Below are 13844 nucleotides of genomic sequence, written 5' to 3' on the forward strand. Positions count from 1 at the left end.
GTGCTATGTCTCACTTAGTTTACCCATCCTTAAACATTGAGATTAAACTCAGTTAAGGACTATTAACTGCACCCTTTATAAGTCTTTTTATGCTTATCTAATAAAAGTATACCCACCTTGGAGCGTAAAGATAACATCTCCCTACGGCCAATCAAAAATAGTCCTGAAATCAAGTTGCAACCTCATCAGCTTATTACAGACTTAAGCTGGCTATAAAAATCAGCGATATCTGACTAATTATTAGCAACAAGTCATCAGCCTAAAGATGGATTAGAGAATACGCGCTTTTTTTTGGGGCGATGTCTAGGGATTCCATGTTACATATATTCCTTTAAATCTTCCAATGGTTGATCGAAATCATCAGACATCACGATCTGACCGGCCCAACTACCATAACCATGAGGTTGTTCAAGTTGTTCTTGAGATGATTCAGTTTTTGCGTATTTCTCAAGTAGATATTTTGCATAATGCAATATCTCTTCTTTGAGAGATTCTGGCATTTTGATGACAGTTTGAAAAATTTGTAGATCGATAGTCATAATTTTTGTGTAAACTTTGCCCTTGTCATATTTACCAATTATACTATACTTGCTGTGAGAAGGGACTTGGATGTGGTGGGTGAAGCGTAGCTATCATTAGGGAATCGCTCTTTCATTTTAGGCGATCGCGATGAGTTTTGGTGGGGCGATGCCGACCGCTGGCTTCGCCTACGCCTGGGGTTGAGAAACCGGGTTTCTGAATAAAATCTCGGATGAGATGCTTAATTGATCTGAGAAACCCGGTTTCTTAAGAAAGGTGCGATCGCCTGATTTATATACGCCGATCGAGAAAATTAAGAAAGCTCCTTCAATGTACTTGAGACGACATTCTATGTAGAATAAATAGAATAAGATTGTGAGTGGTCAACAAATGGCACAAATTACCACGAATGAATTACCCCAAACCCTCCAGACTTTATTGATAGAGGTCGAACGTACTAAAACCCCTCTAACCGTCATCCATGAAGGAAAAGCATTGGTAATTATTTATCCTGCGACCACCCAAACTCTACGTCCCAGCTTTGGCGCAATGAAAGGAAGCGGTGAAATATTAGGAGATTTAATTGCTCCTGTCGCCGAACCGTGGGAAGTTTTAGAATGAAACTTTTACTCGATACCCACATTTGGCTGTGGTATTTACTCGGCGACCCGCGCCTATCGCGATCGCTTCAAACGACGATAGCCGATCCTAACACCGAACTTTGGCTGAGTCCAATTAGCATTTGGGAGACACTCATGCTTGCAGAAAAAGGACGGATATCTTTACAGCCCGATCCCGTTACGTGGGTTAACTTAGCTTTAAAAACCCTGGAAACTCGTGAAGCCCAAATGAATCACCCTATTGCTATTTTAAGTCGCCAGATTGCACTACCTCATCAAGACCCCGCAGACCGATTTATTGTCGCCACAGCCATTTATTATGGCTTAAATTTAGCCACAGTTGATGCTAACCTTACAAACAATTCGGCCCTACAAATACTCAGTTAGACAATAGCGTAATTAACCCATACAACTTTACTTTCGGGTATAACGACCCTCAGCGAGATGGGATATTCTATATTTTTATAGGCGATCGCGCTTTCTTTTGGTGAGGCGCGTGGGAGTAAGAAACCGGGTTTCTTTTCCAAAATCTCGGATGAGATGCTTGAGTTATCTGAGAAACCCGGTTTCTTAAGAAAGGTGCGATGCCTTCGGCGGGCTTCGCCTACGCACTTGGAACAGGCTACCAACTTGCACAACTATCACAATCGGAGTAAACTTAGTTTATGGACTTAGTTTTTTAAGAGCATGGAAACTGTAAATATCGATCAGGCTAAAATAAATCTCTCAGGCTTATTGTCGCGTGTAGAACTTGGAGAAGAAATCATTATTTCAAACGGATCTATCCCCATAGCTAAGTTGATTCCGTTTTGTAATTCATCCAATCGACGAGCTAGTTTAGGGCAAGATCGAGGGAAATTTATTGTACCAGAAGACTTTAATGCTCCTTTGCCAAAAGAGATTTTGGCAGCATTCGAGGGAGATTAAAAGTGAAACTTTTGCTGGATACGCAGTGTTGGTTATGGTGGTTTTCTGAGCCAGAACGATTGAATGAGAACGCGATTGCACAGATTGCTGATGAAACGAACGAATTATGGTTTTCTGTTGCTAGTATTTGGGAAATGGGTATAAAAGTTGCAATCGGAAAGTTGCCGCTGCCAGAACCAATTGATGGCTATATTTCTAGTCGCATGGTGCTGTTAGATGTGCAATATTTAGAAATTAGATCGTCTCATGCTTTACGAGCGGCTGCGTTACCATTACATCATCGAGATCCCTTTGATAGAATGCTGATTGCTCAGGCTCAGATAGAGGACATGACGCTTGTGAGTGCTGATTCAATGTTCAAGCAATACAGTGATATTTACCTTCTTTGGGCTGCTAATTAGTTAGATTTTATTTCTTATTTATAAAGGTATGATATGGGCGATCGCGTGGGGGTGAGGCAATCTGTTTTATTGCCAAAGCACTTGCAGGTCAGATATAATAATTGAGAGTTTCTGAAGTATAAAATGGAAAAAATGCTAAATATTGAATATCTTACCAGCAAAGATGGAGAGGCGATCGCAGTGGTGATTCCTATTGCCCTATGGCGACAACTTTTGCCTAATGAAGAATCTTCCTTGGAAGAACTTGGGGAAGCAGTAGAAGACTATTGTTTGAATAAAGCGATGAATGAAGCTGTTAATACTCCTTTGCTCGATCGAGCGATGGCTTTAGCTTATCTTGAGGAGTAATTATCTTGGAATTTCAATATGATCGTCAGGCTTTTATAAAAAACTTAAAGCAACTAAGGAGTGTTGATTGACATGATAGAAATGGAAAAAATTATGCAAGTCATTCGGACTATTGCTAGTGAATTTAAGCCAAGTAAAATAATTTTATTTGGTTCCTATGCTTATGGAAATCCTCAAGATGACTCAGATGTTGATTTGTTAGTAATTTTACCATACAAAGGGAGTAATTTTCGGAAAAGTTGGGAAATCTTAAATAAAGTTCAACCGAAGTTTGCCATAGATTTGTTAGTGCGAACTCCTGTAGAGGTAGAACAACGCCTCGCCTGGAATGATTTTTTTCTGCGGGAAATCATGGAAAAAGGAAAGGTGATTTATGAATCCGCTAACAGTTGAATGGATTGATAAAGCTGAGGGTGATTTTACTACAGCTTTGCGGGAACAATGATATAATGGCAGAATTAAAACGATGAGAACTCTTGTCTTAGCCTCTTCGTTCAAACGAGCTTTCAAATCCTTAATCCCCTTTTAAGATATACTTTTATCTAAAGATAGGAGGTAGATTTTCCACTTTGAGTTTAGAGCCGAGTAGTTTCGATGATATTCGTCAAGAGATCGCTAAAATTGCCAGCCGTTATGGAGTTTTTCAATGTATTGAATGCAGTCAGGCTATCAAAGAGTTTTTGACAGTCAGAAACGTGCATGGTAAGCAAATCAAGCTAGATTTAGGAAGGCAAGACTTACCTTGGGCAGTGATTTATGATTTACGACGACAGCAGCAAATTGCTACTAATGGCTGCCATGAAGGAATATCAATTACAATTGACGGAGAGGAAATTATTTTTGATAATATAGACCATAATGGCGTGATTCGGCAGGAATGGCTGCAAAATTTAACCTCTCCTACTCTGGAACTAGGTATGGGAAGTTTTAAGATTATAGAAGAGGAGTTTTGAACACCAATAGTTATAATTTAGTGAAAAATATTGAGGTGAAAAATGCACGATTTATATAGGCTGATCGAGAAAATTAAGAAAGCTCCTTCAATGTACTTGGGAAGACACTCTATTATTTGCCTTCAGGCTTTTTTGTCGGGTTACAGTGTTGCTAAATATGAGTTAGGAGAACAGCCAACGAAACAAGATAGCGATTTTATGGAGTTTCCTGAGTGGATACGAAAAAGATTCAATGTGCAGACTAGCCAATCTTGGGCTAATATCATTCTTTTTTATTCTGAGGATGAAAGTAAAGCACTTGATAAATTTTTTGAACTCCTAGATGAGTTTATTAATCGGAATCCTGCTGCTGATAATTTAGGCAAAGGAGGATTGGATGTAGAGGAAAAAGTGGAAGTTTTCAGAAGTTGACAGAAAGCGTGATCGCACTCTGTTCAATTATCGCAAAGTCACACTAAAATGCCCAGAGTCCTTTAATAAAGACTCCAGGCCAATCAATCTATTTGTCCACAGACCTAGTGTAAAACTCCTTTAAGCGTTGTCTTAACTCCTACCGCACCAGCCAAACCAGCGCAAACTGGAGCTAAAGCAGCAGCAGGAGGAAAAACTGTTGTTGCAGCGGCATCTGCAACGAAGCAAACTGTTGCTACTCCTGCGAGTTCTCCTACTGTACGGAAGAATCCATCCCAGAAGGGATTAGATTGCTCTATGCCTTCATAAATTTTAGATTGCTCTATGCCTTCATAAATTTGAGTGTTAGAAAAATCGCTGATATGACTTGAGCTACCATTTGCCTGAATCTCGATAGGAGGAATGGATGTCATACTGAAATCATCTGAGTAGGCATAGGCTGGCTTGGCAGTTCCTACGAACGTAATAGCGAATGCAACAAAAATAGCAATTAAAGCTCGTAACATCTTGGCTTTTCCTTAACGTGGTGATTGGCAAAAAACCAGGGTTTAATCCCACAAGTTATTCTTTATACTTCTCTCATTATCTTTATAAATCAAAGCTTTGTCTAGCCTAAAATACTCAATTTTGTTGGCAATTTTGTCTGCTACTCCAACTCCCCCGCGCAAAAAATGTTGGCAAATGCCAGAAAATGTTGGAAAATGTTGGGTATAATACGAAAAATCAAGACATCCACAATACTCCATGAATCTTAAGGAAGTGTTAAAAATGGCTGACGAGATGGTATTTGCCAAAACCGGTCAGCATCTCGATAACTTACAAGAGGCAATTCTACGAGGAACCATGCAAGGTGAGAGATACACCAAAATTGCCGACGAAATTCACTGTAACGAGAGTTATGTTAGAGATGTCGGATCAAAGTTATGGCAGATACTTTCAGAAGAGTTAGGAGAAGATGTCAGTAAATCAAATTTTCGAGCAACAATGGAGAGGCAGCAAATCCCGATAGTTTCACATTTGGAACAGCATCACAATCAAATTAGCAGCGTTAATTTCTGTGGAGACACTAAACACCTCTCAAATATACTAAACTCAAACCCATCAACTGAGTCAACATCTAACCCACAAAAAAACCCAACTTTACATCACGATTTGAGTGAGATGCCGAGGTTAGGTGCATTCTACGATCGCACCTCCGAACTCCAAACCCTAAAAACATCAATCTTAACAGAAAAATCTCAACTTATTACCATCAACGGCATCAGCGGTATCGGCAAAACCGCCCTAGCAACACAACTCGTACAACTGATTAAAAATCAATTTCAATATGTAATTTGGCGTAGCTTAGAAACATCCCCAACTTTCCCAGAACTTCAAACTAACTTAATAGAATTTTTCTCTCAACCGACAGACATAAACTCATCAGCAACTAATCCCAAACCCTTACCTCTCATCAAAGACCTACAAAAGCATCGGTGTTTAATAATTTTAGATGACATTCATAATCTTTTCAGTAGCGGACAACTTGCCGGTCATTATCAACCTGGACATGAAGAATATCGCGGCTTTTTCAAACAAATCAAAGACTTATCCCATCAAAGTTGCCTTCTGCTAATTGGTTGGGAATCACCGCGAGAAATCACTCAAATCAAACACAAAAATACCCCCATTCACAGCCTCACTCTCACAGGTTTAGACACTACCGCCGCCAGGGAAATTTTCAAAGAACAAGGCTTAGAAGCACAAGACAACTGGGATATCCTAATTAACCTCTACCAAGGCAATCCCTTATGGTTAAAAAGTGTGGCTAATCTAATTGTAGAATTAGGATGCTATGCTACAGATTTATTAGAAAATGATACCATATTATTGCCCGAAGATTTGAAAGATATTTTACAGCAACAGTGCGATCGCCTATCCGAATTGGAAAAACAAGTTTTATACTTATTAGCTAAGGAAAGCAATCCCGTCAACTTAGCAAAATTACTAGAACAAGGACAAATATCATCCTCAGATTTACTAAACGCATTGCAATCTCTATCGCGACGTTGCTCGATCGAAAAACAAGACAATCTTTATACTTTGCCACCTGTACTGAAGCAGTATATCAAACAGTTAACAATTAACAATTAACAGTTAACAGTTAAAAAATTTTCAGAATTACCCTGAAGTACAGGCCTAATGCCTGAATTCCTTTAAAGAGGACTAAAAATCCGGTGGGAAATCTCCTTTACGAGACTTTACCCTAGAAGTTAAGGACTAAAGTTTGAGACAAAGTTGGCAAGGGTGCAAAATGCCAGCAACGGTGAGAGAAAGGCAAAAAAGTTTCTAGTCTTGAGTTGTGACTGCTGAGTGCTAATTTCCTGACCGAGGACTCAGCACTTAGAAAAGCTCATAAACTCCAAGAAATTAGCAACTATAGGTACGATCGCTTATCTCCCGTCACTATATCAAGAAACTTTTATTGATTTAGCTAGGACTTGCGGACGCGGGGCCAAAAACCTGGTTTCTGCGTCAAATAACAAGGGAAGGAGAAAAGGGGAAAGGGGAGATTTCTCTTCCTTCTTCCTTCGTCATATTAGTCATAGAGAGGCTTAGCAATTGCTAATGCAGACCGTAAACACAGGGGCGATTAAAGACTTGACCAGGAGGGCACTAAATCTGTGACCCAAGAATTTTTGTTATCTGTTACCCCAGTTGGGGAAGATGAATATCTCGTGCGGACAGAAAGGGTTGCACCCGGCGTACTGCTGGCAGAAGAATTAGTAACTTGGCCAGTAGAAGAATGGCTTACCCTTGCTCAACAATTGATGAATGACCCCTTGCTAGGTTTGTTTGAGGGGAAAGTACCGCTGGCGCAAGGAGAAAGGAACGCAAAATCAGGAATTACGACCCAATCTCTCAAAACCAGTCCTCGGCTGAATCTGACGGTTCTAGGTCAACAACTCTATAATGGGCTATTTCAAGGCAATCTGCGGGATAGCTGGACTTGCGCTCAAGCTATTGCCCAGCATCGCCGAGAGGTGTTGCAATTGCGTTTAGGATTGAAAGGGCGACGTTTGCCGCGTTTGCCTTGGGAGGTTTTGCACGCTGCCGATCGCCCTTTGGCTACTGGTACGGATGTGATTTTTTCCCGCTATCAACCGGGTGTCAGTTTGCTCAAGCAAAGGCGGATGCTTACGCCTCAGCAGCCTCTAAAAATTTTAATGGCGATCGCGGCCCCTAATGACCAAGACAGCTTACAGCTCAAAAGAGAAGCCCTACACTTACAACAGGAACTCCAAAACCGCGCTACTGCTACTCTGGAAAATAATGTTTATGCCCCGCAAATTCAATTAACAATCCTAGAACAGCCCGATCGAGAACAGCTTACTCAAGCCTTAGAACAGGGACAATATCAAGTTCTACACTATGCCGGTCATAGCAATCTGGCAGCTAGAGGTGGCGAACTTTACTTAGTCAGCGATAGAACAGGTTTAACTGAAACCTTAAGTGGCGACGATTTAGCAGGTTTGCTAGCTAACAATGGCATTCAAATGGCTGTGTTCAACTCCTGTCGAAGTGCCTATGGCGATCGCTTTGATGGAGACGACACTGGAGAACGCAATTTAGCCGAAGCGCTGGTGAAACGGGGTATTCCTGCGGTGTTGGCGATGGCCGAACGCATTCCCGATGAAGTAGCTCTAACTCTGACGCGCTTATTTTACCGCAACCTGAATCAAGGTTATCCGGTGGATCTGAGTTTGAGCCGAGCGAGGGCGGGTTTAATTTCTGCTTACGGTTCTCATCAGTTGTATTGGGCCTTGCCGATTCTGTATCTGCATTCAGATTTTGACGGCTATCTGACTGGGGCACAAACTGGGATTTGGGCTGAAGCGAAGGGAGTAGATGCGACTTTAACAGGCAATTTGAGCTATCCGCCATCTTACCCTGCTCTCCGTAATGGTCAGCAATCAGAGGAAAATCTGGCTGGATACGACGGATTTGCGCCTGATGAGGAGTTAGAAAGTCCTCTGGTGCCAGACTTTGGCGATTTTGCTGATGACGAAGATCGGGATGATTGGGATGATGAGGCTCAAAATTCAGCTTTAATTGCTAATTTCAGGCATCAGCTAGCTAATAATGAATCCCAGAGAGAGGAAGCTTTAAGTCAGAGGAGACAGAAACAGGAGCATAGTAACAATATTGCTCAATCTCAAAGTTATTCTTCTGTTCCCTCATCGTTTAAGCGAAATTCCCAATCTCAAATCCCACAACCTGCTAATCCCAATTCTCGCCAAAAGCCCAATCCGCAGACAGGGCAATTATCCAGCAAATCTGCACGGTTAAAACAAGCGCCCGTAAAAACGGCAAAACACAAGAAAAAATCTTTATTCTGGGCTTATTGCTTATTCCCGACGGGTATTGTGGCATCAATGGTATTGGGTTTGTGGTTCTGGCAAAACCGAGGGCCGAAACCTGGGGAAATGCTGCCGATCGCATTACCACCGATTACGAACTCTGTGGGCCCAAATGCCAATATTGTAAATTTAAAAGTGGCTAGTAGTTCTGAGGTGCAAGCGATCGCGATCCAAAACTTTAATCAAGGTAAGCTTTCTGAAGGACAACAAGCTGTAGAAGAACTGTTAGATCCTAAACGGCGACAAGCCCTAAGACACGCTGAAGTTGCTCTCACGGCCGCTTTAGAAACAGCACCCGACGACCCGGAAATTAAGTTCCTCTGGGGCCGTTTGGCTTGGCAATCGATTCAATCTGACCAAAATAATAATAAATATAGTGTTGATGATGCTAGACGTTACTGGGAAAGTGCTCTGAAATCGCGCCCGGAGTCGGTGCAATATCGTAATGCTTTGGCTTTTGCTTTGTATGTGGAAGGCAATTTGAATCAAGCTTATCAAGTGTGGCTGGAGGCGCTGGATTTGGTGGAAGCAACTGTAGGGAAAGGGCCACAACCAGTTGCGATCGCACATTCAGGAAGAAGTGAGGAGGCGCTAACTGCTTACGCTGGATTGGGATTGGTGAGGATGCAGCAGGCGCGGGAACAGGGGTTGTCGCCTCAGCAGCGGACTGATTTGTTGCACGAAGCAGGTAGACTTCGAGAACAGGTGATGGCTGGCGATGCGGAGAGTTTTCAACCTACTTCTCTGAGTCAAAACTGGTTATGGCCTCAGAAGGCGATCGGGGATTGGCGATCGCTACAAAAAATGTGAAAAATGTTAGCTGTTAACTGTTAACTGTTAACTGTTAACTGGTAACTGGTAATTGGTAATTGGTAATTGGTAATTGGTATAGCAACCGCTTTCGTCAGTTAGGACACTCGCTCATGGCCCAAACCATTAACTCTGTTCCCCTCTTCCCCTTCTTTCCCTTCTTCCCCTTCTTTCTCTAGCCCCTAGCCCCTAGCCCCTAGCCCCTAACCGCCCTGGCGGTTGGTATAATTGGTAAAGCGTACCGCAGAACAACCGCAAATCACCCCAAAGGGAACTTTTGACGACACCTGAGCTACTCCATAGCTAATCTAGAGCCAGATTTTGCGATCGCACTCCTCACCGACTCATTCTAAAGGACAAGCACAGCTTTTTTTACCTAACCACCGCTCTCCTACCTCTTTGAGAGCGGCCATCACTGGCTGAACTTCCCGCCCTTTCTCTGTGAGAGCATATTCAACATGGGGCGGAATCTCTGGATAAACAGTGCGCTTGACTAAACCGTGCGTTTCTAACTCTCTTAGTCTAATTGTCAGTGTTTTAGAACTAATCCCAGGTAAAGCTTCTAATAACTCGTGGGTGCGGCGATCGCACCTAAACAACTCTCGCAAAATTAGCACAGACCATTTACTACCTAGTAATTCTAGCATGAACTGAATCGGACAGCTACTATCAAAACACCAGCTACTCTTGATTGTGGAATCAGGCTTAGTTAAATTATGTTTTATTTTCATTTGTTTAACTTAATTAGGTGTTAAGGAATAAAAATTTTGTTAGCCCAACTGGGCAATTTAAACCCCTACTATACAAACTAAACCCGCTGACACGGGCTTCCAAACCCTCGATTTTCTCCAGTCCGCGCAGGCGGACTTCGCTTGTGTAGCCGCGAATTCTATTCGCCGGGGCTGATTTTTATTGTTTCCTTAATCTTTTTTTATAATAACCTATACAAGCCAGCAAGTGCAATTTTTTTACTTTTGGTAACTAAGGCAACTTAGCGTACCTATCTTGTGTTTAAGAATAGAAGTAATAAGATGTAAATAGAGGGAATAAAAAAAGTCTCTCCGACGAAGTATCTGCCGCTAGGCATAGAAAATAGCCCTAAGAATTAACGGTTAATAACTGGGGATCAATCTTTGACCTATCTCAGATACCTTGTTTAACATCATTTAAATGCCTTAGTCAAGAGTTCGTTACCTTTCGAGATGAATTGGTAACAAAAGTACATTTAAAAGTTTTGTCTTAAGCTTGTCAGACTGAGCTTAAGCTTGGAGGAACTAAACCCATGCTGGAAACATTAGTTAAAAATACGGATACCAAGGTTGCTAAAGAAGAAGCCCTTGTGCTGTGGTTTGATGAGGTGGGTATTGCAGATATCCCGTTAGTGGGCGGAAAGAACGCATCTTTAGGGGAAATGATTCGACAACTAACCCCCAAAGGTGTTAATGTTCCTAATGGATTTGCTACCACAGCTTATGCTTACCGCTACTTTATTAAGTCGGCGGGTTTAGAAGCCAAATTGCGATCGCTTTTTGCCGGTTTGGACGTAGAAGATGGCCCAAATCTGCGGCTACGGGGCAAGCAAGCACGGACTTTGATTCTAGAAACACCTTTTCCGCAAGACTTGCAAGATGCAATTACAGGCGCTTACGGGCAATTGTGCGATCGCTACGGCGAAGCTACAGATGTCGCCGTGCGATCGTCCGCTACAGCAGAAGACTTGCCAGATGCGAGTTTTGCGGGACAGCAAGAAACTTATCTGAATGTTCAAAGTTGCAGTGGTGTGCTTGATTGCACTCACAAGTGCTTTGCTTCCATTTTCACCGATCGCGCTATTTCCTACCGTCAAATCAAAGGTTTCGACCACTTTGAAGTCGCGCTTTCAGTTGGTATTCAAAAAATGGTGCGATCGGATTTAGCATCCTCTGGCGTTATGTTCTCGATCGATACAGAAACAGGATTTAAGAACGCAGCGCTTGTCACCGCCGCCTACGGGTTGGGTGAAAACGTCGTACAAGGCGCAGTGAACCCCGACGAATACTTAGTCTTTAAACCCACACTAAAAGAGGGTTTTCGCCCGATTTTAGAGAAACGATTGGGTACAAAAGAAGTCAAAATGGTCTATGACTTGGGCGGTTCTAAATACACTAAAAATGTATCCGTACCAGTCACAGAACGGGGTAAATTTGCCATCAATGATGAGGAAATTCTGCAACTAGCAAAATGGGCTGTTTTGATTGAAGATCACTACTCCCAAGTGCGCGGTATGTATACCCCGATGGACATTGAATGGGCCAAAGATGGGCTCACAAACGAACTATTCATCGTCCAAGCGCGGCCGGAAACCGTACAATCACAAAAATCGGGTAATGTACTGCGAAATTACAAGCTCAAAGGCACAGGAAATGTCTTAGTTAAAGGCCGTTCCGTTGGCGAAATGATTGGACAAGGTAAAGCGCGGATCATTCTTGATGCACACAAAATTGATGATTTCCAAGCAGGTGAAGTTTTGGTGACAAACAAAACCGATCCTGACTGGGAACCGATTATGAAAAAAGCCAGCGCGATCGTTACTAATGCTGGTGGCCGTACTTGTCACGCGGCGATTATTGCTCGCGAGATGGGTATCCCTGCCATTGTTGGTTGCGGTGATGCTACTAAAGTTTTGCAAACAGGTCAAGAGGTGACAATTTCTTGTTCTGAAGGTGAAGAAGGCAAAGTTTATGCAGGTTTAGTACCCTTTGAAGTCCAAGAAACTGCACTGGATAATTTGCCAAAAATTCGCACTAAAATCTTGATGAATGTTGGCAATCCAGAGGAAGCTTTCGGTTTATCTGCGATTCCTTGTGACGGTGTGGGTTTGGCACGCTTAGAGTTCATTATTGCCAATCACATTAAAGCTCACCCAATGGCATTGATTAATTTCGATGAATTGGAGGATGAAGCTGTTAAAAACGAAATCGCTGAATTGACGGCACTTTACGAGCATAAACCTGATTTCTTCACGGATAAATTAGCTCATGGCATTGGCATGATTGCAGCGGCATTTTATCCCAATCCTGTAGTAGTACGAATGAGCGATTTCAAGAGCAATGAATACGCGAATCTTTTAGGTGGTCGCCAATTTGAACCCAAGGAAGAAAACCCGATGATTGGGTGGCGCGGTGCTTCTCGCTATTATGACCCGAATTACCGGGAGGCTTATGCTCTGGAATGCAAGGCTTTGAAGCGGGTACGGGATGAAATGGGTTTAACAAATGTTATCCCGATGATTCCATTTTGCCGCACGCCAGATGAAGGCAGGAAAGTGTTAGCTGAGATGGCAAAACACGGTTTAGTTAAGGGTGAAAATGGGTTGCAAGTTTATGTGATGTGCGAGTTACCTAGTAATGTAATTCTTGCCGATGAATTTGCCGCTGTGTTTGATGGTTTCTCGATTGGATCGAATGATTTAACGCAGTTAACGTTAGGTTTAGATCGGGATTCTGGTTTGGTTGCTCACATTTTTGATGAGCGGAATGAGGCGGTAAAACGGATGGTAAGAATGGCGATTGAAGCTGCTAAGAAATATAATCGCAAGATTGGAATTTGTGGCCAAGCGCCGAGCGATTATCCTGAGTTTGCAAGATTCTTAGTTGAGTTAGGAATTGATTCGCTTTCTTTGAATCCTGATTCTGTGTTGAAGACTTTGTTAGATATTGCCAAACTTGAGTCTTCGGGTGGGATGGATGTGGCGAAGCTTGGCTAATTTTGATTCTGGGTTGTTGGATTAAATTTTAGTTTTATGAGGCTGCTCTGGTAGAATTTCTACTGGGGTAGTTTTCTTGTTGTCAGTCTGGGAAATTACTTCAACTGATTCTAATCCTCGTTTGATTTCAGCTTTCTTAAACCATGAAATGTGAGGGGAATAGAAGTTAGAGAGAAGCGATCGCCTGAAATTGGAATCAAAGAGGAGCGATCGCGTCGTAAAATTTATCTCATCTCATGCTATACTAGACATAAAACTTACTGTAAACCTGGATATGCTTAAATACCTAACTATTAATCAAGCCCAAGAACAACTGCTAGAATTGTCGGAGCAGTTGACTAATGAGCCTGCAATCGTCACCCAGAACGATCTGCCCGTCTTGGCTGTCATCAACTATGAGCAACTTCTATCTCTATTAGAAACTCTTGACATTTTTTCTGATACTGAGTTTACCGATCGGTTGCAGGAGAGTATAGTCCAAGTTGAACGAGGAGAAACAATAAGCTGGGAAGCAGCGAAAGTTAAGCTGGGACTATGACAAATCTACCATCAAGTAATATCGAATACATCATTGAACTAACACGGGAGCATCCCGATTTGGTAAAAACAAAAATATTAAACTGCAAATTCGCCATTCAGGTAGGCACAACGCAGTTGTAACATTTGGGAAACACTTTCCGATTTCCACTGTGCGCCTGAAATTTTTAGCC

The 13844-nt window shown here is 42.2% G+C and carries 16 protein-coding genes; 13 read left to right on the forward strand and 3 right to left on the reverse strand.

Annotated elements, in window-relative coordinates; genetic code table 11:
* Positions 1 to 317: 317 nt before the first annotated feature.
* Positions 318 to 539: a DUF2281 domain-containing protein gene (locus PY364_RS08305; RefSeq protein ID WP_275521770.1), complete on the reverse strand. Its 222-nt coding sequence runs from the start codon at positions 537 to 539 to the stop codon at positions 318 to 320.
* A gap of 355 nt (positions 540 to 894) precedes the next feature.
* Between PY364_RS08305 and PY364_RS08310 the strand changes: the two genes are divergently transcribed.
* The 8 genes from PY364_RS08310 to PY364_RS08345 all read left to right on the forward strand — a co-directional run bounded on the left by PY364_RS08310 (position 895) and on the right by PY364_RS08345 (position 4179).
* Positions 895 to 1140 (forward strand): type II toxin-antitoxin system Phd/YefM family antitoxin, encoded by a 246-nt coding sequence (locus PY364_RS08310; protein WP_275521771.1) that lies wholly within the window; start codon positions 895 to 897, stop codon positions 1138 to 1140.
* A complete protein-coding gene (locus PY364_RS08315; RefSeq protein WP_275521772.1) occupies positions 1137 to 1526 on the forward strand; it encodes a PIN domain-containing protein in 390 nt (129 codons plus the stop codon). Before PY364_RS08310 ends, PY364_RS08315 begins: the two co-directional genes overlap by 4 nt.
* A gap of 300 nt (positions 1527 to 1826) precedes the next feature.
* The gene (locus PY364_RS08320; protein ID WP_275521773.1) at positions 1827 to 2066 is read left to right on the forward strand and encodes a type II toxin-antitoxin system prevent-host-death family antitoxin; all 240 of its coding nucleotides are present in this window, start codon (positions 1827 to 1829) and stop codon (positions 2064 to 2066) included.
* Positions 2067 to 2068: 2 nt separating this feature from the next.
* Positions 2069 to 2467, forward strand: a complete 399-nt coding sequence (locus tag PY364_RS08325) for a type II toxin-antitoxin system VapC family toxin (protein ID WP_275521774.1) — start codon at positions 2069 to 2071, stop codon at positions 2465 to 2467.
* Positions 2468 to 2590: 123 nt separating this feature from the next.
* A complete protein-coding gene (locus tag PY364_RS08330; protein WP_275521775.1) occupies positions 2591 to 2815 on the forward strand; it encodes a hypothetical protein in 225 nt (74 codons plus the stop codon).
* Positions 2816 to 2908: 93 nt separating this feature from the next.
* Entirely contained in the window at positions 2909 to 3208 is a 300-nt protein-coding gene (locus PY364_RS08335; RefSeq protein WP_275521776.1) for a nucleotidyltransferase domain-containing protein, read from the forward strand.
* Between the two features lie 176 nt (positions 3209 to 3384).
* Positions 3385 to 3768, forward strand: a complete 384-nt coding sequence (locus PY364_RS08340) for a papain fold toxin domain-containing protein (RefSeq protein WP_275521777.1) — start codon at positions 3385 to 3387, stop codon at positions 3766 to 3768.
* Between the two features lie 42 nt (positions 3769 to 3810).
* The gene (locus tag PY364_RS08345) at positions 3811 to 4179 is read left to right on the forward strand and encodes a hypothetical protein (RefSeq protein ID WP_275521778.1); all 369 of its coding nucleotides are present in this window, start codon (positions 3811 to 3813) and stop codon (positions 4177 to 4179) included.
* 104 nt (positions 4180 to 4283) lie between these two features.
* Here PY364_RS08345 and PY364_RS08350 read toward each other — a convergent pair whose 3' ends face one another.
* On the reverse strand, positions 4284 to 4685 hold the full coding sequence (locus PY364_RS08350; RefSeq protein ID WP_275521779.1) for a hypothetical protein: 402 nt from the start codon (positions 4683 to 4685) through the stop codon (positions 4284 to 4286).
* Positions 4686 to 4923: 238 nt separating this feature from the next.
* Between PY364_RS08350 and PY364_RS08355 the strand changes: the two genes are divergently transcribed.
* Positions 4924 to 6312 carry an NB-ARC domain-containing protein gene (locus PY364_RS08355; protein WP_275521780.1) on the forward strand — a complete coding sequence of 463 codons (1389 nt, stop codon included), beginning with the start codon at positions 4924 to 4926 and terminating at the stop codon, positions 6310 to 6312.
* 530 nt (positions 6313 to 6842) lie between these two features.
* Positions 6843 to 9389 carry a CHAT domain-containing protein gene (locus tag PY364_RS08360; protein ID WP_275521781.1) on the forward strand — a complete coding sequence of 849 codons (2547 nt, stop codon included), beginning with the start codon at positions 6843 to 6845 and terminating at the stop codon, positions 9387 to 9389.
* 344 nt (positions 9390 to 9733) lie between these two features.
* On the opposite strand, the gene PY364_RS08365 is transcribed toward PY364_RS08360, so the two are convergent.
* Positions 9734 to 10120: a helix-turn-helix domain-containing protein gene (locus PY364_RS08365; protein ID WP_275521782.1), complete on the reverse strand. Its 387-nt coding sequence runs from the start codon at positions 10118 to 10120 to the stop codon at positions 9734 to 9736.
* 551 nt (positions 10121 to 10671) lie between these two features.
* On the opposite strand from PY364_RS08365, the gene ppsA reads away from it, so the two are divergent.
* The 3 genes from ppsA (at position 10672) to PY364_RS08380 (ending at position 13672) form a co-directional block, all read left to right on the forward strand.
* Positions 10672 to 13134: a phosphoenolpyruvate synthase gene (gene ppsA, locus PY364_RS08370; RefSeq protein ID WP_275521783.1), complete on the forward strand. Its 2463-nt coding sequence runs from the start codon at positions 10672 to 10674 to the stop codon at positions 13132 to 13134.
* A 150-nt stretch (positions 13135 to 13284) separates the two neighbouring features.
* Complete coding sequence (locus PY364_RS08375; protein WP_275521784.1) at positions 13285 to 13416, forward strand: hypothetical protein; 132 nt, start codon at positions 13285 to 13287, stop codon at positions 13414 to 13416.
* Complete coding sequence (locus PY364_RS08380) at positions 13409 to 13672, forward strand: prevent-host-death protein (RefSeq protein WP_275521785.1); 264 nt, start codon at positions 13409 to 13411, stop codon at positions 13670 to 13672. The genes PY364_RS08375 and PY364_RS08380 overlap by 8 nt, the downstream gene beginning before the upstream one ends.
* Positions 13673 to 13844 lie beyond the last annotated feature (172 nt).

Source organism: Kamptonema sp. UHCC 0994 (assembly GCF_029167235.1).
Taxonomy (GTDB): domain Bacteria; phylum Cyanobacteriota; class Cyanobacteriia; order Cyanobacteriales; family Microcoleaceae; genus Kamptonema.

Coding starts and splice junctions, on each gene's coding strand:
- PY364_RS08305 (WP_275521770.1), bottom strand. CDS start 539: ATGACTATCGATCTACAAATTTTTCAAACTGTCATCAAAATGCCAGAA.
- PY364_RS08315 (WP_275521772.1), top strand. CDS start 1,137: ATGAAACTTTTACTCGATACCCACATTTGGCTGTGGTATTTACTCGGC.
- PY364_RS08320 (WP_275521773.1), top strand. CDS start 1,827: ATGGAAACTGTAAATATCGATCAGGCTAAAATAAATCTCTCAGGCTTA.
- PY364_RS08330 (WP_275521775.1), top strand. CDS start 2,591: ATGGAAAAAATGCTAAATATTGAATATCTTACCAGCAAAGATGGAGAG.
- PY364_RS08335 (WP_275521776.1), top strand. CDS start 2,909: ATGCAAGTCATTCGGACTATTGCTAGTGAATTTAAGCCAAGTAAAATA.
- PY364_RS08345 (WP_275521778.1), top strand. CDS start 3,811: ATGCACGATTTATATAGGCTGATCGAGAAAATTAAGAAAGCTCCTTCA.
- PY364_RS08350 (WP_275521779.1), bottom strand. CDS start 4,685: ATGTTACGAGCTTTAATTGCTATTTTTGTTGCATTCGCTATTACGTTC.
- PY364_RS08355 (WP_275521780.1), top strand. CDS start 4,924: ATGAATCTTAAGGAAGTGTTAAAAATGGCTGACGAGATGGTATTTGCC.
- PY364_RS08365 (WP_275521782.1), bottom strand. CDS start 10,120: ATGAAAATAAAACATAATTTAACTAAGCCTGATTCCACAATCAAGAGT.
- ppsA (WP_275521783.1), top strand. CDS start 10,672: ATGCTGGAAACATTAGTTAAAAATACGGATACCAAGGTTGCTAAAGAA.
- PY364_RS08380 (WP_275521785.1), top strand. CDS start 13,409: ATGCTTAAATACCTAACTATTAATCAAGCCCAAGAACAACTGCTAGAA.